Origin of the sequence: Biformimicrobium ophioploci (assembly GCF_030270605.1) — a bacterium.
Classification (GTDB): Bacteria; Pseudomonadota; Gammaproteobacteria; order Pseudomonadales; family Cellvibrionaceae; genus Biformimicrobium; species Biformimicrobium ophioploci.
Genome location: NZ_BSYJ01000001.1, coordinates 625,599 through 651,001 on the forward strand (window position 1 = coordinate 625,599; position 25,403 = coordinate 651,001).

General features: G+C 59.6%; 16 protein-coding genes. 12 read left to right on the forward strand and 4 right to left on the reverse strand.

What is annotated here, in order from left to right:
• Positions 1 to 222 precede the first annotated feature (222 nt).
• Positions 223 to 1,734: a hypothetical protein gene (locus QSJ80_RS02740; protein ID WP_285762732.1), complete on the forward strand. Its 1,512-nt coding sequence runs from the start codon at positions 223 to 225 to the stop codon at positions 1,732 to 1,734.
• 172 nt (positions 1,735 to 1,906) lie between these two features.
• Here QSJ80_RS02740 and typA read toward each other — a convergent pair whose 3' ends face one another.
• Positions 1,907 to 3,736 (reverse strand): translational GTPase TypA, encoded by a 1,830-nt coding sequence (gene typA / locus QSJ80_RS02745; RefSeq protein WP_285762733.1) that lies wholly within the window; start codon positions 3,734 to 3,736, stop codon positions 1,907 to 1,909.
• A 235-nt stretch (positions 3,737 to 3,971) separates the two neighbouring features.
• Here typA and QSJ80_RS02750 point away from each other — a divergent pair, with 235 nt between their 5' ends.
• Positions 3,972 to 5,807 carry a DUF3604 domain-containing protein gene (locus QSJ80_RS02750; RefSeq protein ID WP_285762734.1) on the forward strand — a complete coding sequence of 612 codons (1,836 nt, stop codon included), beginning with the start codon at positions 3,972 to 3,974 and terminating at the stop codon, positions 5,805 to 5,807.
• Between the two features lie 68 nt (positions 5,808 to 5,875).
• Here QSJ80_RS02750 and QSJ80_RS02755 read toward each other — a convergent pair whose 3' ends face one another.
• Both QSJ80_RS02755 and QSJ80_RS02760 read right to left on the reverse strand, forming a co-directional pair.
• Positions 5,876 to 8,485: a TonB-dependent receptor gene (locus QSJ80_RS02755; protein WP_285762735.1), complete on the reverse strand. Its 2,610-nt coding sequence runs from the start codon at positions 8,483 to 8,485 to the stop codon at positions 5,876 to 5,878.
• 445 nt (positions 8,486 to 8,930) lie between these two features.
• The gene (locus QSJ80_RS02760; RefSeq protein WP_285762736.1) at positions 8,931 to 14,237 is read right to left on the reverse strand and encodes a S8 family serine peptidase; all 5,307 of its coding nucleotides are present in this window, start codon (positions 14,235 to 14,237) and stop codon (positions 8,931 to 8,933) included.
• 281 nt (positions 14,238 to 14,518) lie between these two features.
• Here QSJ80_RS02760 and QSJ80_RS02765 point away from each other — a divergent pair, with 281 nt between their 5' ends.
• From QSJ80_RS02765 to QSJ80_RS02780, 4 genes are read left to right on the forward strand one after another with little or no spacing between them, the layout of a single operon-like run.
• Complete coding sequence (locus tag QSJ80_RS02765) at positions 14,519 to 15,334, forward strand: TonB-dependent receptor domain-containing protein (protein ID WP_285762737.1); 816 nt, start codon at positions 14,519 to 14,521, stop codon at positions 15,332 to 15,334.
• Positions 15,335 to 15,360: 26 nt separating this feature from the next.
• Positions 15,361 to 15,708: a DUF3019 domain-containing protein gene (locus QSJ80_RS15620; protein WP_352176074.1), complete on the forward strand. Its 348-nt coding sequence runs from the start codon at positions 15,361 to 15,363 to the stop codon at positions 15,706 to 15,708.
• Positions 15,705 to 16,415, forward strand: a complete 711-nt coding sequence (locus QSJ80_RS02775; protein WP_285762739.1) for a response regulator transcription factor — start codon at positions 15,705 to 15,707, stop codon at positions 16,413 to 16,415. The genes QSJ80_RS15620 and QSJ80_RS02775 overlap by 4 nt, the downstream gene beginning before the upstream one ends.
• Positions 16,416 to 16,417: 2 nt before the next feature.
• Positions 16,418 to 17,602 carry a sensor histidine kinase gene (locus QSJ80_RS02780; RefSeq protein ID WP_285762740.1) on the forward strand — a complete coding sequence of 395 codons (1,185 nt, stop codon included), beginning with the start codon at positions 16,418 to 16,420 and terminating at the stop codon, positions 17,600 to 17,602.
• A gap of 28 nt (positions 17,603 to 17,630) precedes the next feature.
• Here QSJ80_RS02780 and thiI read toward each other — a convergent pair whose 3' ends face one another.
• On the reverse strand, positions 17,631 to 19,091 hold the full coding sequence (gene thiI / locus QSJ80_RS02785) for a tRNA uracil 4-sulfurtransferase ThiI (RefSeq protein WP_285762741.1): 1,461 nt from the start codon (positions 19,089 to 19,091) through the stop codon (positions 17,631 to 17,633).
• Positions 19,092 to 19,367: 276 nt separating this feature from the next.
• Here thiI and glnA point away from each other — a divergent pair, with 276 nt between their 5' ends.
• The 6 genes from glnA (at position 19,368) to QSJ80_RS02815 (ending at position 25,390) form a co-directional block, all read left to right on the forward strand.
• On the forward strand, positions 19,368 to 20,774 hold the full coding sequence (gene glnA, locus QSJ80_RS02790) for a glutamate--ammonia ligase (RefSeq protein ID WP_285762742.1): 1,407 nt from the start codon (positions 19,368 to 19,370) through the stop codon (positions 20,772 to 20,774).
• A gap of 148 nt (positions 20,775 to 20,922) precedes the next feature.
• On the forward strand, positions 20,923 to 21,564 hold the full coding sequence (locus tag QSJ80_RS02795; RefSeq protein WP_285762743.1) for a DUF4124 domain-containing protein: 642 nt from the start codon (positions 20,923 to 20,925) through the stop codon (positions 21,562 to 21,564).
• Between the two features lie 207 nt (positions 21,565 to 21,771).
• The gene (gene glnL / locus QSJ80_RS02800) at positions 21,772 to 22,842 is read left to right on the forward strand and encodes a nitrogen regulation protein NR(II) (protein WP_285762744.1); all 1,071 of its coding nucleotides are present in this window, start codon (positions 21,772 to 21,774) and stop codon (positions 22,840 to 22,842) included.
• 15 nt (positions 22,843 to 22,857) lie between these two features.
• Complete coding sequence (gene ntrC, locus QSJ80_RS02805) at positions 22,858 to 24,255, forward strand: nitrogen regulation protein NR(I) (protein WP_285762745.1); 1,398 nt, start codon at positions 22,858 to 22,860, stop codon at positions 24,253 to 24,255.
• Between the two features lie 43 nt (positions 24,256 to 24,298).
• Positions 24,299 to 24,691, forward strand: coding sequence for an acyl-CoA thioesterase (locus QSJ80_RS02810; protein WP_285762746.1), 393 nt, complete (start codon positions 24,299 to 24,301; stop codon positions 24,689 to 24,691).
• Between the two features lie 39 nt (positions 24,692 to 24,730).
• A complete protein-coding gene (locus QSJ80_RS02815) occupies positions 24,731 to 25,390 on the forward strand; it encodes a peroxiredoxin-like family protein (RefSeq protein ID WP_285762747.1) in 660 nt (219 codons plus the stop codon).
• The last annotated feature ends 13 nt before the right edge of the window (positions 25,391 to 25,403 follow it).

Consider the following 25,403-nt stretch of genomic DNA (forward strand, 5'->3'; position numbering starts at 1 on the left):
CAAGGGTAGGGGCTGGTCTTATACCCCCTGAAAATTTCGGAAAGGATGCTTTAAGTTTTGGATAGCGCACAGGGAGGTGCCCATGAAGATATTGGGAGAATATCGAGTTTACTTTGCGAGAGCGCTGGCTCTGGTTGCGGTATCCATTCTTTTGTTCGGATGTACCGAGAAAAAGGCCGCGCCTGAACAGGGAAATGGGCTGCGCCCCCGAACCCCTATCTCATGTCTGGCAGTTTTTATCCCATCGTTCATTTCGATGCTGCGCAATCTGATGCAACGCCCGTCAGGATGTGGGAGGGAAACCATACCGTAACTGCTGACCAGGTTGAGTGGGTTCCTTCCACAATTGCAATTCCCGGGAATATCCATCGTCGCTACCCGGACGGCTCGGAGGTAATTCTTGAGTTCACCAATGCAGGCGTTATCAAAGTTCGCATTGACGACGGGCGCTGGGAGCAGATTGATGAACTGGTGATCCCGGAGCAGCGCAACCATCGGGCGGCGCCAGAGCGGATACGCAAGCTGCGTGAGGCCATGGATGGTAACTGGATGGAAGAAGACAAAATCCTCGGGGCATTTCGGGAATATCTTGGCGAAGTCGATTTCTCAAAGGAAATTGCGCTGAATGGCCTGTATACCGTGCTGGACAATGAGGGTTTTGCCTATGCAGGGTACGATACAACGCTTTACAAAGTAGGCGACGATGGCGAAGCATCGGCCGATGCGAAAATCAAAATCGAGCGCAAGCTGGATTTACGCAAAGCCGTACCGCCGGAACTAGCCGATTCCGTCACCCGTTTCCTGGGCGTCAACCTCACGTACGACGGCTATATTGTCGTAGCCCTGCCGGGGCTCATAGCGGTACTCAGTCGCGATTTCGAGCAGGTCTATACCGCACCGATTACCGGTGAGGCGGTGGACAATGGCATCGCTATCGATCCGGAAGGTGGCATTTATGTCGTAACCGATAAGTACATGCGCAAAATGGTCTGGACGGGTAGCAGTCTCTCGATGGACCCGGCCGATGGCGCATGGAAAGAGCCTTACGCTTACAAGAAAGACAAGCCGGGCCTGTGGCTGTCACGAGGCAGTGGTGCAACACCGACGCTAATGGGCTATGGCGAGGATGCCGATCGGCTGGTATTGATCCCCGATGCGGGTGACCCGGTCAAGTTGTTGGCGTATTGGCGGGACAAAATTCCGGACGATGCAAAGCAATTGCCCGGTCGTGACAGCAAGCGGTTGGCCGGCGAAATCGCCGTGGGTTTCCCGGTTGATACCACGATTGAGTGGTCTTTCCAGGTCTATGGCAGTGGGGTTATGGCGTTAGCCTCGGATTTCCCGGATCCGATCACGACTGACGGTGATCGCTCTCTGCTGACAACACTTGTGACGATGGGGTACACCCGTAAAGCACCGCGCGGTGCGGAGAACTTTTCCTGGGATGCGCAATCAAACACCTTGAAGCGGGATTGGCTTTACGATGATCGGACAGTTACCTGGACAATGACGCCCGTCAGTACGGCGAACAATGCAACCTACCTGAATACGTTACAGGGAGGCGAGTGGATAATTGTTGGGGTGGACTGGGATACCGGCGAGAAGGTGGCCGAGATAAAGCTTCCGCCGAGTTATATCTTCAATGCCCTGGGCGGCTTTCATATGCCCATGCCAGACGGCGATATATTTGTAAGCGGGATGTTCGGTCCGGTGCGGATTAAAGCCAAAAAGTGAGGGCTTGCGATAAAAGGGGGCAGAGATTGTTGGGGTCAGAGCGGAGGCTCTGACCCCAAAAGGATCGGGCAATAAAAAAGGGTCAGAGCGAAGGCTCTGACCCTTAGGGTCGCAAAATACATGGGGTAGAGTGAACACTCTGACCCCACTAATCCGGCTCTGACCCCATTAATTAACCCTTGGACTTGGCCTCACGACGACGCATATTCTCCTGCAGGATCTTCTTGCGCAGGCGGATGTGGTTCGGGGTCACTTCCACCAGCTCGTCGTCCTCGATGAACTCCAGCGCCTGCTCCAGCGTGTGGCGGATCGGCGGGGTCAGGGTCAGCGCCTCATCGGTACCGGATGCGCGTACGTTGGTCAGCTGCTTGCCCTTGGTCGGGTTCACCGCGAGGTCGTTGGAGCGCGAGTGAATACCCACGATCTGGCCCTCGTAGATGTCTTCACCGTGGCCCAGGAACAGGCGGCCGCGGTCCTGCAGCGTGAACAGCGCGTAAGACAGGGTCTTGCCCTTCACCATGGAAACCAGCACGCCGTTGTTGCGGCTGGCCATTTCACCCATCTTCACCGGACCGTAGTGGTCGAAGATGCTGGTCATGATGCCGGAGCCACTGGTCAGGGTCAGGAAGTGCGAGCGGAAGCCGATCAGGCCACGCGACGGCACGATGAACGACAGGCGCACACGGCCCTTGCCGTCCGGCTCCATGTTGGTCAGCTCCGCCTTGCGCAGGCCAAGCTCTTCCATCACCGGGCCCTGGTGCTGGTCTTCAACGTCGATCACCACCTGCTCGTAGGGCTCCTGGATCTCGCCGTCGACCTCGCGCTGTACCACTTCCGGGCGCGAAACCGCCAGCTCGAAGCCTTCGCGGCGCATGGATTCGATCAGTACCGACAGGTGCAATTCGCCGCGGCCGGAAACCTTGAACTTGTCCGGGCTGTCGCCCTGCTCCACGCGCAGCGCCACGTTGTGGATCAGCTCCTGGTTCAGGCGCTCCATGATGTTGCGCGAGGTTACGTACTTGCCGTCCTGGCCGGCGAACGGGGAATCGTTCACCTGGAAGGTCATGCTCACGGTGGGCTCGTCCACGCTCAGCGCCGGCAGCACTTCCGGGTTTTCCGGGTCACACAGGGTATCGGAGATGCCCAGCTCGCCCACACCGGTGATACACACGATGTCGCCGGCAGAAGCCTGTTCCACTTCCACCCGCTCCAGGCCCAGGTAACCCATTACCTGCAGTACCTTGGCCTTGCGCGATTTGCCCTCGCGGTCCAGTACCACCACCTGCTGGTTCGGCTTCAGGGTGCCGCGGGTAATGCGGCCGACGCCGATCACGCCCACGTAACTGGAGTAGTCCAGTGCGGAGATCTGCATCTGGAACGGGCCTTCCGGGTCCACTTCCGGCGCCTTGACCTGCTTGACGATCATCTCGAACAGCGGGGTCATGTCGTCGGCCATATCGGTGTAATCCAGGCCGGCGATGCCGTTCAGGGCGGAGGCGTAGATCACCGGGAAGTCCAGCTGCTCCTCGGTGGCGCCGAGGCTGTCGAACAGGTCGAATACCTGGTCCATCACCCAGTCAGGGCGCGCGCCCGGACGGTCAACCTTGTTGATCACCACGATCGGGTTGAGGCCCTGCTCGAAGGCCTTCTGGGTCACGAAGCGGGTCTGTGGCATGGGGCCGTCTACCGCGTCCACCAGCAGGCACACGCAGTCGACCATGGACAGTACGCGCTCTACCTCACCGCCGAAGTCGGCGTGTCCGGGGGTGTCGACGATGTTGATGCGGTAGTCGTTCCAGCGGATCGCGGTGTTCTTGGCGAGGATGGTGATGCCGCGCTCACGCTCCTGGTCGTTGGAGTCCATGATGCGCTCGGCGCCCTGGTCCTTGCGATCCAGGGTACCGGATTGCTGCAGCAGCTTGTCCACCAGGGTGGTCTTGCCATGGTCAACGTGGGCAATAATCGCGATATTGCGCAGGTTCTGGATTACGTTCGGGTTCACAAAGGTGCCTCGGGTAATACTGGGCGCCCCGGAAAAGCTGGGGGCCGGAAAAATAAGGCGCGCATTATAGGGGTACTGGGGACCAGAAGCGAGGCGCATTAGTCGGTTTTTTGATCAAATTCGGGTGGAGTGCCACGCCAGGCGCGCGGTCGCAGGCCATCCCGCCCCTAAACTCAAACTAACGGGTCATACGAATTCGTCGTATCTGGCCGTATTGAGCACCTCGGAGCGGAAAATGAAGCATACCCTTATATCTGCCTGTGCAGTCACGGCGTTGTTCTCGGCCGCAGGCCTTTACGCGGAGGATTACCCCACCGAAGCCTGGTTTGGCGACACCCACGTGCACACCGGCTGGTCCATGGATGCCGGTATGGATGGTGCGGTCAGGACCCCGGACGATGCCTACCGCCTCGCCATCGGTGAGGAGGTGGAGTCCAACACGGGCCTGAAAACCAAACTGGCGCGGCCCTACGACTGGTTCATGATCACCGACCACTCCGACGGCATGGGCGTGATCAATGAGATCATCGATGCCAACGAGGAGATGATGGCGGATGAGACTGTCAAGAAGTGGAGCAAGATGCTCAACTCCGGCGAGGAGGAGCAGGCGGCCGCGGCCAAGAGCGAGCTTATTGTGATGCAGTCCGAGGAGCGCCTGCCCAAGGTGGTGATGGATCCCAAGTGGATGAAGACCGCCTGGGAAAAAACCGTGGAAGCGGCAGAGAAGTATTACAAGCCAGGCAAGTTCACCACCTTTATCGCCTACGAGTGGACGGTGAATGCCGGCGGTGGTGACAACCTGCACCGCAATGTGATCTTCCGTGATGCGGCGGACAAGACAAAGGGCCTGCTGCCATTGACCACTTTCGAAACCCAGGACCCGATGAAGCTGTGGCAATGGATGGCGGCTTACGAGAAAAAGACCGGCGGCCAGGTGCTGGCGATCCCGCACAACGGCAATATGTCCAATGGGCGTATGTTCGAGGAGCAGGCATTCGATGGCTCGCCCATGACCAGAGAGTGGGCCGAGATGCGCGCGAAGTACGAACCGCTCTACGAAGTCACCCAGATCAAGGGCCAGAGCGAGAGCCATCCCACCCTGTCACCGAACGACGACTTCGCCAGCTGGGACCTGTGGGACAGGGGCAACCTGATCCTGCGCCCGAAGAAAGACGGTCAGCTGAAATACGAATACTGGCGCGAGGCACTGAAGGCCGGCCTGCGTATCGAGAAAGACCTGGGGGTAAACCCGTTCCCGCTGGGCGTCAATGCCGCTACCGATACCCATACCGGCCTGTCCACTGCCGATGAAGACAATTTCTTCGGCAAGTTCAAGACGCTGGAGCCCGGCAACAAGACCCGCTGGAAGTTCCCGCTGTTGACCGGGCCATCGGATACCTTTGCGGGTTGGGAGCAGGCCGCGTCCGGCATTATGGGTGTGTGGGCGAAAGAAAACACGCGCGAGGCACTCTGGGATGCGATGCAGCGCAAGGAGACTTTCGCTACCACCGGGCCGCGCATGAAGGTGCGTTTCTTTGGCAGCTATGAATTCTCCGAGGATGATGCCAGCGGCGATGTGGCCAAGGCCGGCTACGGCAAGGGCGTGCCCATGGGCGGCATGCTCGGCAAGGCAGTCGATGGCAAGACACCGACGTTCCTGGTGGCGGCGATGAAAGACCCCGAGGGCGCGAACCTGGATCGCATCCAGATTGTCAAAGGCTGGCTGGATGAGGATGGCAAGACCCACGAAAAAATCTTCAATGTGGCCTGGTCGGATGACCGCAAGCCTGGCAAGGATGGCAAGCTGCCGGAAGTGGGTAACACCGTCGACCTGAAAACCGCGAAATATGAAAACAGCATTGGTGCTGCGCAGTTGAGTGGTATCTTCAAGGATCCGGAGTTTGATGCCGCCCAGAGTGCGGTCTACTACGTGCGCGTACTGGAAATCCCGACGCCGCGCTGGACCCTGTACGACAAGGTGAAACACAACATCACTGACATGGACAAGGATGTGCCGCTGATGCACCAGGAGCGCGCGTTCAGTTCGCCGATCTGGTATTCACCTGAATAGTTTGCGGGCCTCAACAGCACAAATAAAAAACCCCGGCAGCGCCGGGGTTTTTTATTGCTCCGAGAAACTTAGAAGCGCTTGTTGACGGAGAGGCCGTATGTCCGCGGCTCACCCGGGTAGGCCATCAGCTTGCCCGCCTGGATCGGCACATCAAACGTAATGTAGCGATGCCCCTCGTCGGTCAGGTTACGCGCCCACAGCGTCATGTCCATATCGAGGCTGTTGAAGGTCACACCGGCGCGGGCGTTGAACAGGCCGAGGCTGTCCAGCGTCTTGAGCGGGTCGGCGTTGCCATCGCCCACCATTTCCGAGCGGTAGTTGTACTCACCCATCACATAGCCGTCCACATCCGAAGACAGGCTGAAGTCCTGGCGCATGCCCAGGGTCAGGGTGTGGTCCGGGCTCATGGAAACTTCATCGCCGGAGCGGTCGCAGAACGGCAGGCCGGGAGAGGCGCCCGGGTCGGGCTGGCCGGTTTGTGCCGGCGTGGCTACCCAGCAGGTGCCGCGCTCGAACGACTTGTAGGTGGCGTCCGTATAGGCGTAGGTGGCGGTGACCGTAGTCTCGGCCGCCGGCTGCCAGAAGATTTCGGCTTCGCCCCCATAGGACTCCATGGAGCCCGCGTTCTGCAGGTTGAAACCGTCACCGGTGAAGGCGTTGGCCTGGAAGTCGTCGATCTCGGTCACGTGCAGCGCGATATTCATACGCAGCGCCTGCTCCGGGAACTCGGCCTTGAGGCCCACTTCCGCGGTCTGGCTGGTTTCCGCATCGAACAGCGGGTCGAAACCGTTGGCAATGCGGTCGGTATTGGTGCCGCCAGACTTGTATCCGGTGCCGTAGGAGCCGTACACCATGGTGTTCTCATCCAGCGCATAGCTGAGCTTGATGGTACCGGTGATCTGCTCGTCTTCGAGCGTGGTATCGATGTCCGGGCGCGGCGCCAGGCCGGCGAACAGGTAGTGGGCCCAGCCGGGGTTGCTGAACGGCTCGAACTGGGCCATGAACACCGGGTCCAGCAGTTGCGCGGGATTACCCGCGGCCAGGTTTGCGGCCAGGTCACCCAGCGCCGCACCGGCTGCAGCCGGGCTACCCGGGGGCGTTACCGGAATCCACGGGGTACCGTCCGGGTTGATCTCGGTGAAGCGGGACACCAGGTCCTTCTGCTCGTCGGTGTAGCGCAGGCCCATGGTCAGGGTCAGCGCGTCGGTCAGGTCATAGTCGAACTGGCCAAATACAGCCCAGCTCTGGTGGGCCTGTTCGGCGATATGCGGGGCGGAGAAATTGCTGATAAAGCCCGGGGCCGAAGACGGGAAGGCCGGGTCCGGGAAGGCCGCCAGGCCCGGCGCCGGTGTCAGGCCGAGGGCGAACAGGTCGAGGCCGCTGAGGGAGGCAGTCTGCGCGGCCACCATGTCCATGCCCACCAGCAGCGGTGCGTAACCCAGTGCCTGGCTGGCGAAGGCCTCGAACTGGGTGCCGCTGCGGGCCAGGTAGTCCAGTTTGACTTCCTGCTCGTAATAGTAGGCACCCACTACGGCGTTGAAGCTTTCACCGCTGAAATCGAGGCGCAGTTCCTGCGACAGCGAGCTGAGCTCTGCATCGTTGGTGACATCCAGCATGTCCACGTCGCTGAAATCGGCATCGATCAGGTCAAACGACTCATATTCGCGTGAGGCGGTGATGGAGGTCAGGCGCATGCTGTCGCTGAGATCCCACTGCACGTCCACGGAGATACCGGCGTCCATGCTGCTGGATTCCGGGATCACATTGCTGGCGGTGCGGTAATCGTAGTAGTCATCGCCATCGAATACGGTGCCGCCAAGACCGGCGATCACCGCATCGGAGCCCGGTACCATGCTGCCATCGATGGGGCTGATCACGCTCAGGCTGTCCTGCACAGTGAGGGCCGCACAGCAGATCTCGTCGATCTCGGACTGGTCCGCAATGATGCGCACGGACAGGTCGTCATTGGGGGTGTACAGCGCCTGCAGGCGCACGCCCCAGCGGTCGCGGCTGTTGAGTACGTCACTGCCAACGCCGGCCACATCCACATAGCCATCGCGCTCGCTAGTGAAGCCGGTGGCGCGCACTGCCAGTACATCCTCTATTAGGGAAACGTTGGCGGCGCCGGCGGTGTTGATCAGGCCGTAGTTACCCGCGTTCACCTCCACAAAGCCGTCAGTCTCATGGCTCGGTGCTTTGGTGCGGAACTGCACCGCGCCGGCGGCGGTGTTCTTGCCGAACAGGGTGCCCTGCGGGCCGCGCAGCACTTCCACCGCTTCCATATCCACCATGTTGTTGATCATGGCGCTCTGGCGCGCGCGGTAGGTGCCGTCTACATACATACCCACGGAAGACTCGAGGCCGAAGTTCTGGCCCGAGGTACCGATGCCGCGGATGGCAAAATTCGAGGTGTTGTTGGTCTGGTTGCGGTTCGCGGTGAGGCCGGGGGTGTTGGCCTGCAGGTCGAAAACGTCCTTGATGACGTTCTGCTGCAGCGTGTCACCACTGATGGCGCTGACCGCGATCGGCACCTCCTGCAGGTTCTGTTCGCGCTTCTGCGCCGTTACGGTGACCTCTTCCAGTGCGCGTTCCTCCTGGGCGACGGCAGCGGTGCCGGCCGCCGCGAGGGACAGGGTTGCGAGTTGGATGGCGAGTGGGAGCTTCCTGAGTCCGAGCATGCTTCTCTCCAGATTTATTATTCTATTGGCGGACAACCTAAGCCGCCGGGAGCGGGCAATCTGTTCGGACAGAACACGTAACTGCTTACATATCGCGTTCAGAGGCAGGTGATACAAGGTTCCCGCTCAGTGAGCCCGGATACAGCAGATTGCCGAAAAACCAATTCGAGTGACAAAAGCTAACAGGTTTTAAGCCGGGAAAACACAAAATGAGGTCAACTTGCGCCTTATTGCGTCGAACTACCCGTTCCTGAGAAGAAACGTAACAATGACATCGCAACCGGGATTGCATGCCGTCGGGGTGGCCTTTGGCGCCATCAGGGCGCGGTAGTTAGTCGGGCGGGGAGATAAACACCACTAGCGGGTTTTGTCGCGGACATAAAAAAAGGGCCGGCAGAGCCGGCCCTTTCCAGGTTTTTTCACCCCTGGGGGTTAATTGACCTTATCAGGCTACCTTGCGGCGGCGGATGAACCCGGCCGCTGCCAGCAGAGCCAGCAGGTAGTAGACGGAACCACCACCGCTGCTCTTGCGCTTCGGCTGCTCTGGCGCAGAAGCCTGCTGCACGGTAACGCTTACTGTGGCTTCGGAGCTCATGCCGCCAGCGTCGGTGACGGTTACGGTGAACAGGTGCTTACCGTTGCTCAGGCCGTCGACAGTCGGGGTGGCCGTGTCGGCACCGTTGATGGTACCCGGGCCAGTCCAGCTGAAGCTCAGCGCATCGCCTTCAGCGTCGTAACTGCCGCTGGCATCCAGGGCAGCGCTTTCGCCTTCGGTAATGGTCACGTCACCGCCAACCATGGCCATCGGCGCGTCGTTAACGCCCATTACGCTCAGGGTAAAGCTTGTGGAGGCCTTGTCGTTCGGGAACAGGGCATCCGCTACAGTGACGGTTACGACGGTTTCACCGTCGAAGTCCGCGGCCGGGGTGATATCGAAGGTCGCGCCCGGCTCATTGCCGTTCACAACCGCGGAGATATTGTCACCGGTTACGGTAATGACGTTCACGCCATTGTCGTCGTCCATGTACGGAACTGCGATACCGCTCAGGGTCTCGTCCTCGTTCACCATCTGGTCAGCGATGTAGCCCAGTACGATGTTGGACGGCGCCACGATGTCTGCGGTTACCTGCAGGGTCTCCAGGCCTTCAACCGCGTTGGCGATATCGATGGTCTGGGTAGTACCCGCGCCACTCGCGTTCACGCGTACCTGGAAGGTTACGTTAAACGCAGAGCTTTCCGGGCCAACGTAGTCGAAACACCAGACCATGTTGTCCTGCAGGATCTGCGGCAGGTTGAAGTTGCCAACCGCCCTGGACGGCGTGCCATCAGCACCGAGGCCACCAACGGGGGTGACCGGGCCACGCACGCCGCGCACGCCGGCGGTCGCCAGGTCGTAGAACGCATCGCCCTGACCGAGGGATCCCCAGTTCAGGTTGTCGTAGGCCAGGTACATTTCGTACGCATTTTCGCTGTGGTCGTAACCGCGGGTCAGGATGAACTGCACGTCGTGGTTATTGTCCATCGGCTGGTAATCGTACTCGCGATTACCCAGGTAAACCGGGTTCAGGGTGCCGTAGCGGTCCCACTCCACGATCAGGTGCTTGTCGGTGAACGCGACCGAGGTGCCGGAGTTGGCATTGTCATCCGTGCTCGGGTTGTACGGTGCACCGGCCACCTGGCCCGGGAAGCCGAACCACATGCCGCCCACGACCTGCATCGCCGAGCCCCAAGGATAAGCGCCACCGAAGGACGCGTTGGACCCGAAGAAGCCCATGATGCCGTTCAGGTCAACGGCCGCGTTCGGGTGAACGAACAGAGTGTCGCTGGCCAGGTTGCTGCCTTCGTTATGGTAGAAGGTGTAGTCCTTGAAGCCCGGCCAGACCCAGTCGAACGGGAACGGCGTGACGCCATCCACATAAGCTGTGTTGAAGTAACTGGACGGGAAGATGCCGGCCTTCTTCAGGTCGATATAGCCACCGTCCGGATTCACGCCCACGTTCGGGTTGCGACACATGGCATCGTCAACGGAATTGGTGATGTTGTAGTCCGGTTTCCAGTCCTTGCTGCTCACCTGGCTGCCGGCGATGCTGAAACCGTTGCCGGTTTCGGTGGCGCCTGCCATGTAAGCGGCATTGCTGCTGAGGCTGCCCGCGACCAAGTCGAGGCCTTCCGGCAGTTCGGTGGAGAACTCGAAGCTGCGGTCGTAGCCGGACAGGTTCGGCTGCACCTTCAGGGTAACGTCGATCAGGTCACCGGCGCGTGCGCGGTCCTGGCTGGTGGCAAGGGCCACATCGTTATCGCCACGGGTCAGCTTGAGCGGCACCATGCCGAGATTACCGATATTTTCGGCACTGCTGCCCAGGTCGAAGGCGGTGTAGAAGAAGTCACCGGTCTGCGCGTCCAGGTTGGTCCAGCTGATGGTGGCAGCGAACTCCTCGCCCAGCTTGACGGTGGCCGGAACCTCGATGCTCATGTCGCTGGCTGTAGTCTCGGTTACGACACCGGTGGCAACCACGAATTCGTCGACGAAGTTTCCATCGCGGGTAGAGTGGTTCTGCCAGACAACCCAGTATTCACCGGCTTCCGGCTGGTTGATGTTACACCAGTCCTTACCGTCGATACTGTTGAGAACAGACTTACATACCGCTTCGCTGGCGAACTGTGGGATGCCGTCGCCATTGACGTCTTTACCAACGTAGATGCCGAGGTGGCCCCACTCTCCCGGAGTACGACTCTCGTCGCGGATGTTTTTCGCCGCTTCGGCAATGAAGCGCACCGCATTTTCCGGCACGGAAACCCAGCTGACCGCGATGGTCGGGTCTTCCATGTTATTGGTCACTTCCCACAGGTTGCTGCCGTTGCCGTTGGCGCGTTGGTTGACCTTGATGGTTTCCAGGGTCGGAGCAACTTTATCGAACACACGAGCGGTCAGCTGCGGCGCTTCGCGTACGCTCAGGCCGCTGATCACGTGGGAGTCGCTGTCACGGTTGGCAATGATGTGGTCGGAGGTCGGCAGGCCGCCCTCTGCAAGCACCATTTCCACCGGCAGGCGCGCCACGTTGACGCCTGCGTTGGCGGCGTTCTCGATGGCCACTTCACCGAACACGCTCAAGCCGTAAGGCGCGGAGTACATGTTCTGGGATTCAGTCCACTCACCGGTGATGACGACAGACTGCTTCTGGCCAGCCTTCAGGGTGAAGCTGGACGGGTTGGCAGTCAGCTTGATGCTGGTCTCGTCGGTAGTGGTATTGACATTCCAGCTACCGTCGACGGTCGCCTCGAAAGTACGAACCCAGGTACAGTTCAGGCGGCAGTTGGTGTCGACCATGTACGGGGTGTTCAGTGCGCCGACGTTGCCGCCGTTGGCCGGGTTGGCCTGCATGTACTGCTCAACCGGTACATCCATGATCAGTTCTGCGTCGATGGCCTTGGCCAGGTCCATGCGACCGGAGCCGGTCGCCCACATCAGGGCCTTTTGGTTGCGGGCCATGTCCTGAACTTCCGGGTTAGCGGTCAGCATCAGGGCAGACTGGACTTCAGCCGGGGTCCAGTCCGGGCGCGCCTGGTGGATCAGCGCCATGCCGCCGGCCACATGCGGAGCGGCCATGGAGGTGCCCCCGAGGGTCGCGTAATCGGAAGGAGACGGGAACGCGGTGAACGGCTGCTCGTCGGAGTAGGCCGCGTAAATGGACACGCCCGGTGCACCCAGGCTCGGTACCATCACTTCGCGGTTTTCCGCGTAGTAGGACGGGCCCTGAGAGGAGAAGTTGGCCAGTTGATCGGCCTTGCTCTCGTCGATGGTGCGGTTTACCTGTGACTGGCCGATGGTGATCATGTGGCCCTTCTCGGAGTAGCTGTCCACCCAGTCCTCGAGGCCGTCGTTCGGCCATACACCGTTCCACTGGTCGTAGGTGAAGTGTACGGACGGCAGCTCGTAAGAGGCCGGTACAGTACCCTGGTCACGATCGCGATTGAACATGATGAAGCCGTCGGCGCCGCCGGCCTTGACATTTGCAACCTTGGCGGTACGCGCATTGGCGCTCGGGTCGGTCGGGACGTGGCGCTGGCAGATGACGAACACATTGACGTCGCCGTTGGCTGCGGTGCCACCGGTGACCGGGTCAGTGATCGGGGTGCCGTCTTTGTAGAAGTCAAAGGTGCCGGCCGGGTACTCGGCGGTACAGTAGCCGTTGTAGTCCTTGAGGCCATTGATGTCTTCGTAGTCCTTGGCCCAAACCACAACACCGGTTATTTCAGTGCTGTTGAGGGAACCGCCCACCAGGCCGGTATCCGCCCACTTGGGTACTTCGGAGCCCAGCAGGGGGTCGATAAAGCCCGCGTAGGAAACCGGTACGTCGATGGACATCTGGCGGCTGTGGGTAGTCGCGGCCACGCTGGTCAGCCACGGGGATACGTGGTTGGCGGTCAGCAACGCTGGGCCCGAGTTACCGGCGGAAGCAGCAACGCTGATACCGGCTTCACGCGCGGCCAGGAATGCCAGCTCGGTAGAGCTGTTCCACGGGTCCATGCCGCCGGAAATGGAGTAGTTGATAACGTCCACGCCATCCATGATGGCCTGCTCGATACCCGCCACCAGGGCATCACCCGGACAGCCCGCATACGGGTCGCCGGCATTGCCCGGGTAGCATACCTGGTAGGAGATGATGTTGGCGTGCGGCGCAACACCGGAAATCATATCGAAGTCGAAGCCGGTGTCGATACCGTCGCTCACTTCCATGCCGGACTCAGGCAGGGAGTAAGGCGCACTGTAGAGTACGTTACCCGCAACGGTGCTCGCGGTATGGGAGCCGTGGCCGTTGTAGTCTTCACCTGTTGGCGGGCGCAGTTGCGGGCCCGGGCGGCAGCCACGGAAGCCGCAGACTTCTGGGCCCGTGTAGCTGGCGGTGATGGTCGGGTGGGACCAGACACCGATGAGCTTGTTGTTACACAGGCTTTCCTGACCTGTCACGGTACAGTCATGCATGAACACACCGTCACCCAGCGGGTTTATCACGGTGTAGCCGTCACCGCCGGTTTCGGCGAAGGACGGGTGGTCAGTGTTGATACCGGTGTCGAGGATACCGGCAACGATGCCCTCACCCTTGAATTCGATGCCCTGGGCATTGGTGCCATCCCAGGCTGCGCCGGCGCCGACAAATTCCGGGCCGATGTCGGTGTTCAGCTCATAGATCTTGACGCGCTCGATGCCCTGTACGCTCGGCAATTGTGCCAGACGCTCGGCATCGTCCTGGGTCAGCTCGATAGTCACCGCGTTCAGGGCGACCTGGAAGCTCTCCAGAACTTCTACGCTGACACCCTTGCCGGCAGCCGCGTTAACGAACTCGGACTGCACGCCTTTCAGGTGGTTGGTGTAGCTGTCCAGTGCCTGATTGCCGCGTACATTGGCGCCGCTCATGAGTAGGTCACGGGTGCCCTGCAGGCCTTCAACGCCACCTTCGTATACGGCAGCCGGTGCTTCGTGGAAGCGTACAAAGTACTTGTGGCTACCGGTGATGCCTTCCTCGCGCACAAACTTGCTGTGGGTGTCCGCGTTGCGAAGCTGGATGTTCGCGCCACCATTTTCTTGTACCTGGCTTTGCTGGTACTGCGCCTTGTACTCCCGGTACATCGGCAGGCTCAGGTCGAGGGTTCGCAGGGTCTGCGCCTCGTTGCCAGCCGCATGCACCGCGGAGATCGCGCCGAGGCTGTAAAGCCCGGCAGCGATGGCGCTGCTTAACGTCTTGATTTTCATTTCGACTCCCTAGTCGTTTTTATTATCGCGGATGCCTGTGCAGCGCAAAGGCAATCCCGCTGAGGGCATTGTATGGGGGGAGTGCTAGACAATTAATCGGCAGACTGTTTCGTTTTGATTCCTTTCGTTTCAATTTGTTTTAACCTCTTGCGTTGCAGTCACAAATTGTGCGTTTCTTGGTGCGCGGCTTGTGGTAGCCTTGCCGCCCGGCCAGATTTAGTAATTATCTATTTGTACAAAAAGTGAATATTGCAGCCATGTGGGCAATAAAGTTTTTAGTGATGGCAGTTTGCTTATTCGGCGCCGCCGGTGTTGCGCTGGCGGATGCGCCCCGCAGCGAATGGCAGCTTTCCCTGGCGGCGGGCACGGGCAATATCGAGAATCCGCTGAACGGCTGGTCTGAGCAGGCGGTCAGCGTGCTACCGTCCGTGCGCTTCCGCAGGGACCGCTTTTTTATAGAAAACCTCAACCTCGGTTACACCCTGAAAGAGGGCCACGACTTTTATGTGGACCTGCTGTTGCGCCCCAACGAAGACGGCTTCTATTACCAGTTCGAGTCCGCCCATGAAGAGGTGAGCAGCTTTGGCCTTTTGCCTGGCCGCGGGCCGGGGAGCGCGGTGTTGGATGCCACCTCGATGGAGCGCGACCTGTCATTCCTGTTCGGGCCTAGCGCAACCTTTATCACCCGCCTTGCCGATATTTCGTTCGGTTACTTCCAGGATGTCAGTGAGGTCCACTACGGTAGTGAAACGCACCTGTCCTTCTCCAAGAGTCACCGCCTTTTCGGCGGCGCAGTCGGCTGGAAGTTCGGTGCCGTGCAGAAATCTACAGGGCTGGTGGAATACTATTACCACCCCATGGGAGAAGAGGCCGCGGTGCTGCATTTCGCCCTTTCCCGTGAATTCCCGGCTGACAAGGTGCTAGACCAGTATTTCAACCTGCATCTCGAGTACCCGCTGACCAAGCGCCTGAGCGCGACCGCGGTTGCGCGCTACGACAAGTTTGACCTGGATGGACGCAACCCGGAAATAATGGGGGTCGGGTCAGCTTTCAGCTGGTTTGCCGGCCTTCGCTACGCAATAGGCTCGGGCCGGTGAAACAGCTCGCGGGCAAAATTCTGTGCATGATTCTGTTTGCCGGTGCCAGCCCGGTGTTCAGTGCCGAGCTGCAGATACTGCCAAAGGTTTGCGCGGTTACCCAGGATACCGGTAGCTGTAACGTTACTGTGAAAATAAAATTCAGTGGCCCCGATGCTGCCGAATATTGTCTGAAGATAGAGGGCCGCGGCCTGATTCGTTGTTTTCAGAACACCGGGCAATTTTCCGAAACTGTCAATGTCAATACAAAGGACAGCCTCGTTTTTCATGTCGAGGACACGCGACAGCGAAAATTTGTAGCGAAAAATACGCTCGTTGTTCGACATTTTAAACCCAAGCGTCTTGTGCGCCGTTATGGCTGGGATCTGTTGTGAATGAATGTGGCTACCTCAACATCCTGTTGTTAGAAGATGATATCCAGCTGGCCCGACTGATCGTGCAGTTCCTGAGCCAGTATGACTGCAGCGTTGCGCATGCGGAGAACAGTACTGAGTTCGAGCGCCTGCTGAAATTGGGTAACTATGATCTGCTGATCAGTGACGTAGTACTTCCAGATACAAACGGGTTTAAGTTGATCGAGCATTTTCGTGAGGAAATCAGCTGCCCGGTCATATTTCTTTCTGCGTTGGGTGACACTGCGGACCAGATCCGTGGTCTGGAGCTGGGTGCGCATGATTATCTGGTGAAGCCGATCGATCCCGAGTTGCTGTGGGCCAAAATCAAGGTCAATGCACGTAAACGGCTACCTCCAGCAGCCCAACCTGCTCGTGTCGTCGCAGAAGCGGAATTGCCAGAGCATATAAGGTTGCTGCTACGTAGTGCAGCCGATGCACATAAGCAGCGTCAGCTGACCTATCAGGATTACAGCCTCCTCAAACTGTTCGCCGAATTTCCGGGGGAAATGTTGAGCCGCGATTTCCTTTTTAAGCAGATGGTAGGACGCGAGTTCGACGGCCAGGACCGTACTGTCGATATGCGCATATTCCGCTTGCGCAAAAAACTGAAACGCCTCGGCATTGATGTCGGCTTCTCCTCTGTGCGTGGTCGCGGTTATGTCATGCAGGGGATTGGCGGCCAGTAATCATGCGATGGCAGTTGTTGCGTTTTCTTGGTCTGCTGATTCTGGCCGTGTCGCTGTTGCTCCTTGGTATTGGGACGTTGTTTGACGAGTATTCAGAGGATCCTGGGCGCTACTCTGTGGATGCGCAGCAGCTGACGGAAATTCTCGCGAGTGGCGAAACCGAAATCGTCAGTCGCATGGACCCTGAGACCCTGTATTTTCCCCCTGAGCTCGCTGATCCGCTTGAACGCGGGGAGGTAATCGGGCTTGGTGGAGAGGCGGGTGAAATTTTCTTCTATCGCAAGAACGGTTCAGAAGTACTGCGCATCGGACCATTCCGTGATCGTGCGCCAGTCAACCTGGAACAGTGGCAGTTATTGATGTTCGGGGGCGTGTTGCTTGCGTTCTTGTTGCTTGTCGGCCCCATGTTCAGGGATCTGAGTAGGGTACAGAAGAGTGCCCTGCAATTTGCTAAAAAGCCGATTGCGATGACCCCCAGTGTGGCTCGACACTCTTTGATATTCCCATTGGCCGATACTTTTCGCCGTGTAGGTAACCTGGTCTTGGGTTATTGCCAGCTCAATCAGGATCTCGCGCGCACCCTCGCGCATGAAATCCGGACTCCGCTGGCGCGGATCAAGTTCCAACTCGCGATTTCGGAGATATCTCCGGATTCGAAGGCGGTGATCAAGCAGTCTGTGGTTGAAGTCGAATCGTTGGTTGGTAAGTACCTGAATTTCTCGCGTATGGAGTATGGAGAGCAGTTCATCCGGCGCCTTTCAACCGATGTTGAGCCCATGTTCGCGCGGCTAGCCGATACTTTGGAGCATGACGCGCCGGATTTGGATGTGCGTTTCTACTACCCGGATGGAGAAGTTTGGCTTGAGCCTGAGTCGCTGCTCATCGCGATTCAGAACCTCGTGGCCAATGCACGTAAATACGCAGGGTGCAGGCTGGACATTCGACTCGAAGTTATCAAGGGCGAGTGCCGCCTCATAGTCGAAGATGACGGCCCGGGCCTCGATAGTACTAACGCGGATGAACTCACACGTCCTTTCTATCGGGCCACAACTGAAGAGCAGGGGTATGGCTTGGGGCTGTACATCGTCAAGAAAGTGATGATGTGGCACGACGGGTCACTGGAACTTAGCCGTTCTGAGCGCCTTGGCGGCGCCCGGGCAACCATGACCTGGCCCAATTGCCCTTAACAGCTACACCGGGTCGGGGTGCCGGAATTTACTTCTCTGGACGATAGACGCTGAAATTGACGTAGCCCGCGTCCGCAAGGTGCGAGGCATGCAGCTGGCTCATCACACCCTTGTCGCAGTACAGCAGGTAGCTCCTGTCCTTATCCAGTTCCTGCGCCGCAGTGCTGAGGCGGTAGAATGGAATGGCCTGCACTTCGATGCCATCCATTTCCAGCGGGTTGATCTCCTCGTCGGTGGGGTGGCGGATATCGATGATCACCGCACCGGCCGGCACACTGGAACTGACCCGCACTTCCTGGTGCTCGTGCAGCACATCCTCCATCACCTCATCGATGTTCTGCGCCACGCGTTCCTCGATCGCGCGGTCCAGCACACTGAAGTCAAAATTGTTTTCTTCTTCCAGCACCCGCTCCAGCTTGGCTTTGGTGGTGGGGCGCACGGAGATCACGCCGCAGTACTCAGGGATATTCGCCGCGAAATCCTCGGCGCCGATCTCGCGCGCGGTGCGGATGATGTCGTTCTTGTCCGAGGTGGCAAGCGGCCGCAGTACCAGCATGTCGGTGGCACGGTCGATCACGGACAGGTTGCGCAGCGTCTGGCTGGAAACCTGTGCCACCGCCTCGCCGGTAACCAGCGCATCCACGTTGTATTCATTGGCCACCTCGGTGGCGGCGCGCAGCATCATCCGCTTGAGGATCACGCCCATGTGCGAATCGTCGACATTCTCCAGGATCTCCGCCACCACACCGTCGAACGGCACGGTGATGAACTGTACCCGGTGCGAGCTGCCGAACTTGTTCCATAGGTAAAACGCAATCTCCTTCACGCCCAGCTCGTGCGCGCGCCCGCCCAGGTTGAAGAAGCAGAAGTGGGTGCGGATGCCGCGTTTTACGGTCAGGTAGCTGGCCACGGTGGAATCGAAGCCGCCGGACACCAGCGACACCACCGCCTCCTGGGTGCCGAGCGGGAAGCCGCCAAGGCCTTTATGCTGCTGCTCGATCACATTGACGGTGTCCTTGCGGATCTCCATGCGCACGGTGATATCCGGGTGCTTGAGCTTGACCCCGGCGCTGTCGAAATGCTGGTTGAGGCCGCCGCCGACGTACTGCTCCACGTCCAGCGAACTGAAGTCGTGCTGGCCGGTGCGCTTGACCCGGACGCAGAAAGTTTTGCCCGCCAGCGCCTTGCCCCAAATTGAGGCAGTCTTCTCGTAGATATCGTGCAGGTCGACCAATGGGAACTGCTGTACCCGGGCAAAATTGGCGATACCCGGCGTATGCGCCAGTACCTCTTCCACGCGCTCGCCCAGATGCGCCTCGCCGTCCGGTACGGACACATCGATTTTCTCCCAATCCTGGCGAACCTTGATGCGCTCATCCACCGCGCGCAGTAGCCTGCGCAGGTTTTCCTTGAGCTGGCGCGACATGCGCTTGCGCACCGGGTTGCTCTTGATGGTGATTTCCGGGAAGAATTTGACGACAAAATGCATGGATTTCGGATTCCGGTGGATGAAGTGAATGCTGGCACCATTATAAACTAGCGACTCGTCAGCAGCCCGACGGATGTTCTGCACCAAAAAAGTGCGCCCTGTTTTTGGGTGCGCACCATAATAGTGCTTCGGTCCCCGCTGCAGTCCGGCAATTCACGTAAAACCCCGCGCCAGCTGCGGCTTGGCAAAGTGGCACGCAAATTGCTGGTAATGGATCATTCCGGTCGCAACCGCGGCCGTTCAACTTGAAATCTGGAATTCACTGGAGAAGCCTGAATGTCACAGAACACCCTGGGGTTAATCAAGGAACACGAAGCGCGCTGGGTAGACCTGCGTTTTACCGATACCAAGGGCAAGGAACAGCACGTTACCCTGCCGGTCTCTGAAATCGACGGCGAGTTCTTCGAAATCGGTAAGATGTTCGACGGCTCCTCCATCGCAGGCTGGAAAGGCATTAACGAATCCGACATGGTACTGATGCCGGACGACGAAACCGCCTTTATGGATCCCTTCACCGACGACGCTACCGTGATCCTGCGTTGTAACATCGTTGACCCGATCACCGGCCAGGGCTACGAGCGCGACCCGCGTTCCATCGCCATGCGCGCGGAAGAGTACCTGAAGTCCACCGGTCTGGGTGATGCGGCGTTCTTCGGCCCGGAGCCGGAGTTCTTCGTATTCGATGACATCAAGTGGGGCTCCGACATGTCCGGCGCCTTCTACAAGATCTCCTCTGACGAAGCAGCCTGGTCTTCCGGCGACCACTACGACGAAGGCAACACCGGCCACCGTCCGGGCGTAAAGGGCGGCTATTTCCCGGTTCCGCCGGTTGATTCCCTGCACGACATCCGTGCCGCCATGTGTACTGCCATGGCAGACATGGGCCTGACCATCGAAGTACATCACCACGAAGTGGGTACTGCGGGCCAGTGTGAAATCGGCGTTGGCGCCAACACCCTGACCAAGAAGGCGGACGAAGTCCAGATCCTCAAGTACGCGGTACACAACGTTGCGCACGCTTACGGCAAGACTGCGACCTTTATGCCGAAGCCGCTGGTTGGCGATAACGGTTCCGGTATGCACGTGCACCAGTCTTTCGTTAAGGACGGTGTAAACCAGTTCGCGGGCGACGCTTACGCTGGCCTGTCCGAGACCGCACTGTACTACGTTGGCGGCATCATCAAGCACGCACGCGCACTGAACGCGCTGTGTAACGCTTCCACCAACTCCTACAAGCGTCTGGTACCGGGCTTCGAAGCACCGGTAATCCTGGCGTACTCCGCGCGTAACCGTTCCGCTTCCATCCGTATCCCGTACGTGGCGAGCGCCAAGGGCAAGCGTATCGAGACCCGCTTCCCGGATCCGACTGCCAACCCGTACCTGGCCTTCTCCGCGCTGCTGATGGCTGGCCTCGACGGCGTGAAGAACAAGATCCACCCGGGCGATGCTGCGGACAAGGACCTGTACGACCTGCCGGCGGAAGAGCTGGCCGAGTACCCGACCGTTGCTTCCAGCCTGGAGCAGGCCCTGGACGCGCTGGACCAGGACCGCGAGTTCCTGACCGAAGGCGGCGTATTCACCGACGACGCGATCGATGCCTACATCGAGCTGAAGCGTGAGGAAGTAGAGCGTCTCAATATGACCACTCACCCGGTCGAATTTGAAATGTACTACTCCGTGTAAGTCGCGACAGCGCTTACCAGAAACCCGCGCCACGGCGCGGGTTTTTTTATGCCTGCAGCTAGGCTTGTTAGGGAGCCTGTGAACGAGGCGGGTGCAGCCCTGTCTAAATCACGGTATACAGGTCGCAGGTAATTGGGATGATTGGATCATGAGAACACTGGCATCAGCTGTGCTGATACTGCTGTGCAGTACGCTGGCACTGGCGCAGGGCAATCAAGGGAAAAGCGATGGCAAGACCATCTACAAGGTGGTGGGGCCGGACGGCACTGTCACGTTTACCGATGTGGCGCCGAAAAACGGCAAGGCAGTAAAGCTGCCGCAGCGCCAGGTCAGTACCGTACCGGCAGTGAAGCCGAAGATGCCGGAGCGCAAGCTGAGCGTGGATGACGGGCGCGCGCCAGCGATGCAGGGCGGTGACTTCTATATTGTCTATCCCGCAGACGGCAGCACCATTACCCCCGGTGAGCGCGTGCTGATGATGGAGGTGGCGATCAACCCCTGGCCGCTCGGGGGCCACAGTGTCATTGCACTGATTGACGGGCGCCCGTCCCCGGCCGTGCCCGACAGCACCGCCGTGAATATCTCCGCCATCGAGCGCGGCACCCATACCCTGCAGGCGGTGCTGCTGGATGCGGACGGGCGTGAACTGGGCCGTAGCCAGGTGATTACCGTATTCGTGAAGCGCCCCGGCCTGCAGGTACCGGATATCCCGGCCGCGGGTGCCCCCCAAGCGCCACAGATGCCCGCCGCACCGGGTGTGCGGCCCCGCCCGCAGCCGCTCAATCGCTGACCGCTAGTCCGTTTTATTTGAGATGCCGGCGCCCTCGCACCATAATGGTGCAAGGGCGTAATCCCCTCCCGGGCGTCCGCCCATCGTATTTACCATCAGCCGGCGTTCCGCCAGTACAGCAGTTCGCCGAAGTTTTTTATCGCGCCTGTAAAAAGTTGGATTGCTTTTTGCAGTGTTGAAAACAGCGAGGATGGATTGGGAATTCCAATGCTCAACGACAGCCAGGTGCGCCAGATACTGGACAACCTCAGTACGGCCCTGCTGGTACTGGATGACGAATTGACGCTGCGCTACATCAATGGCGCCGGTGAGGATCTGCTGGCGACCTCCAGCGAGCGCCTGCTCGGGCAGTCTGTTACGCAGCTGTACGACGAGTCCGGTGATGCGCCGGCAGAAATGCACAGCGCACTCGCCAACGGCCTGCGCTTCACCAAGCGCCGGGTCGAGTGGCACCTGCCGGGTGGTGGCTCCTGTACCGTGGATTACTCCGTGACCCCGGTTCAGGACCAGGGCCTGCTGATGCTGGAAGTGCAGCCGATGGATCGCCTGCTGCGCATCGCGCGTGAGGACGAGTTGATCGCTGCGCACGAGACCACCCGCGACCTGGTGCGCGGCATGGCGCACGAAGTGAAGAATCCGCTGGGTGGTATCCGCGGCGCGGCGCAGTTGCTGCAGCGCGAATTGCCGGAACCGGGCCTGGAGGAATACACCCGCATCATCATCGATGAGGCGGATCGCCTGCGCAATCTGGTGGATAGACTGCTGGGCCCGCGCCGCGCGCCCAAGCTCAAGCCGAGCAATGTGCACCAGTTGCTCGAGCGGGTGGCGCAGCTGATCGATGCGGAGTGCAAGGGGCGCCTGCGTATCCGGCGCGATTACGACGTTTCCATCCCCGATCTGCCGCTCGACGGTGAGCAAATGGTGCAGGCGCTGCTGAATATTGTACGCAACGCGATGCAGGCCATTGCCGAGGGCCCGGGGCTGGAAAACGGTGAGATCACGCTGCGCACCCGGGTGCAGCGCCAGTTCACTATTGGCCGCCATACCCATCGGCTGGTATGCCGTATTTCGGTCATCGACAACGGTCCCGGTGTTTTGCCGGAGATCCGCGAGCGGATTTTCTATCCGATGATTTCCGGCCGCGCGGCCGGCAGCGGTATCGGCCTGTCGATGGCGCAGCAGATCGTCAACCAGCACGAAGGCCTGATCGAGTGCGATAGCGCTCCGGGCAATACCGAGTTTTCAATATACCTGCCGCTGCAAGCCGGGCAGGGTTAAGGGGATTTACAACCGATGCCGAAAAGAGTCTGGATCATCGATGACGACCGCTCCATCCGCTGGGTACTGGAGCGCGCCCTGCAGCAGGTCGATATCGAGACGCGCTGTTACGAAAGCGGCGACGATGCGCTCTCGGATTTCTACAACGAGCAACCGGATGTGGTGATCAGCGATATCCGCATGCCCGGCATCGATGGCCTCAAGCTGTTGCAGCGGATGCAGGCCGAAGCACCGCAGATGCCCATGATTATCATGACCGCACACTCGGACCTCGACAGTGCCGTGGCGGCCTACCAGGGCGGTGCTTTTGAATACCTGCCGAAGCCATTCGATGTGGATGAAGCCGTAGCCACAGTGCAGCGCGCACTTGCGCACTCGGATGAAGTGCTGAACGCCGGTGGCACCGTTGAGCCACCGCAAGAGGCGCGCGAGATCATCGGCGAGGCACCTGCGATGCAGGAGGTGTTTCGCGCGATTGGTCGTTTGTCCACTTCCAATATCACTGTATTGATCAATGGTGAATCCGGCACCGGTAAGGAACTGGTGGCGCGCGCGCTCCACAACCACAGCCCGCGCCGCGACCGGCCGTTTATCGCCCTGAACATGGCGGCGATTCCGCGCGACCTGATGGAATCCGAATTGTTCGGCCATGAGAAGGGCGCGTTTACCGGCGCAACCGCACAGCGTGCGGGTCGTTTCGAGCAGGCCGACGGCGGTACCCTGTTCCTGGACGAGATTGGCGATATGCCGGCGGAAACCCAGACGCGCTTGTTGCGGGTGCTGGCCGATGGCGAGTTCTATCGCGTTGGCGGCCGCACGCCCGTGAAGGTGGATGTGCGTATCATTGCCGCAACCCACCAGGACCTGGAGATGCTGGTGGAAAAGCACCAGTTCCGCGAGGACCTGTTCCACCGCCTCAACGTTATCCGTATCCATATCCCGCGCCTTTCTGATCGGCGCGAGGATATCCCGCGTCTGGCCGAGCATTTCTTTGCCGCCGCCGCACGCGAGCTGGGTGTGGAAGCCAAGAAGCTGTTGCCGGAAACCGCCACCTTTTTTTCCGACCTGGACTGGCCCGGCAACGTGCGCCAGCTGGAGAACACCTGCCGTTGGATTACCGTCATGGCATCCGGCCGCGAGATTCATATCGAAGACCTGCCGCCGGAACTGCAGCAGCGCCCTGCGCCTACCGCCATTGCCGGCAGTTGGGACAGCGCCCTGAAAATGTGGGCGGACGCGGAGCTGGCTGCAGGTCATCGCGACATCCTTGCCGAGGCCGTACCCAAGTTCGAGCGCGCGCTGATCGATGTGGCCCTCAAGCACACCGGCGGGCGTAAGAAAGAAGCTGCGGAACTGCTGGGCTGGGGCCGCAATACCCTCACGCGCAAGCTGAAGGAACTCGATATTCAGTAAACGTGGTACTCTTTGCGATCTCAATTCGTATCAAGAGCAAGCCATGTTTGTCTATAAAATCGAACCGCGCTTTTGCGAAACCGATGCCCTCGGCCATGTCAGTAATACCGCACTGCCGAAGTGGTTTGAGCACGGGCGCGAGCCAATTTTTCGCATGTTCAACCCCGCACTTTCCATCGCGGACTGGAACCTGATCCTGAAGAAGATGGAAGTGGATTTCATGGCGCAGATCTACCTGTTCAAGCCGGTGGAAATACGCACCAGCCTGTCCAAGGTAGGCAACTCCTCGTTCGGTGTGCACCAGGAAGCGTGGCAGGACGGCAAGCAGGTGGCCGCCGGTGACTGCGTAATGGTGCACTTCGACTATGCTGCGCAGAAGTCTGCGCCGATTCCCGACGATATCCGCGCCCAGCTGCAGGCCCACCTGGCCAGCTGAATTTAAACGTACCCATTTTCTTCTAGGAAGGAGTGCACATTGATACTCAAGCGCATGCTGTTACTGGTCGGCGCACTGTCGGTCGCCTTTTCATTGAATGCACAGGAATTGCAGCTGCCGCAGAAGTTACCGGAGCTGAAAGTCAGCTCCGAAGCGTCCCTCGGCAAGGGTGCGCAGGGCCTGCGCCCGGGGGCTGCCGTACCGAAGTTCAGTATCGATTCCTACAAGGGCGAGCCGGTCAGCTGGGATAACCTGCTGGAACGTGCGCCGTTGCTGGTGGTGTTCTACCGCGGCGGCTGGTGCCCCTACTGCAATGTGCAGATCCGCCAGCTGACCGAGGCCTGGCCGGAGTTTGAAAAGCGCGGCGTCACCCCGGTACTGATCAGCGCCGACAAGCCGGACGCTGCTGCCATCGCCCAGGCCGGGTACAGCATCCCGTTTCCGGTACTGTCGGACCCGGATATGGTGGCGCACAAGGTGTTCGATGTGGTGGTACAGATCGATGAGGCTACCGCCAGGAAATACCGCAAGTACGGCATTGTGCTGGAAGACTGGTCCGGGCGTGAGCATCACCAGATCGGCGCGCCGGGCGTTTTCCTGGTGGCCAAGAACGGCCGGGTGACCTGGGCGCACGTCTCTGCCGACTACCGCGAGCGTCCGAGCGTGGCGCAGCTGCTGGCGGCCATTGACGCGCAGTAAGTACTTGCGCTGA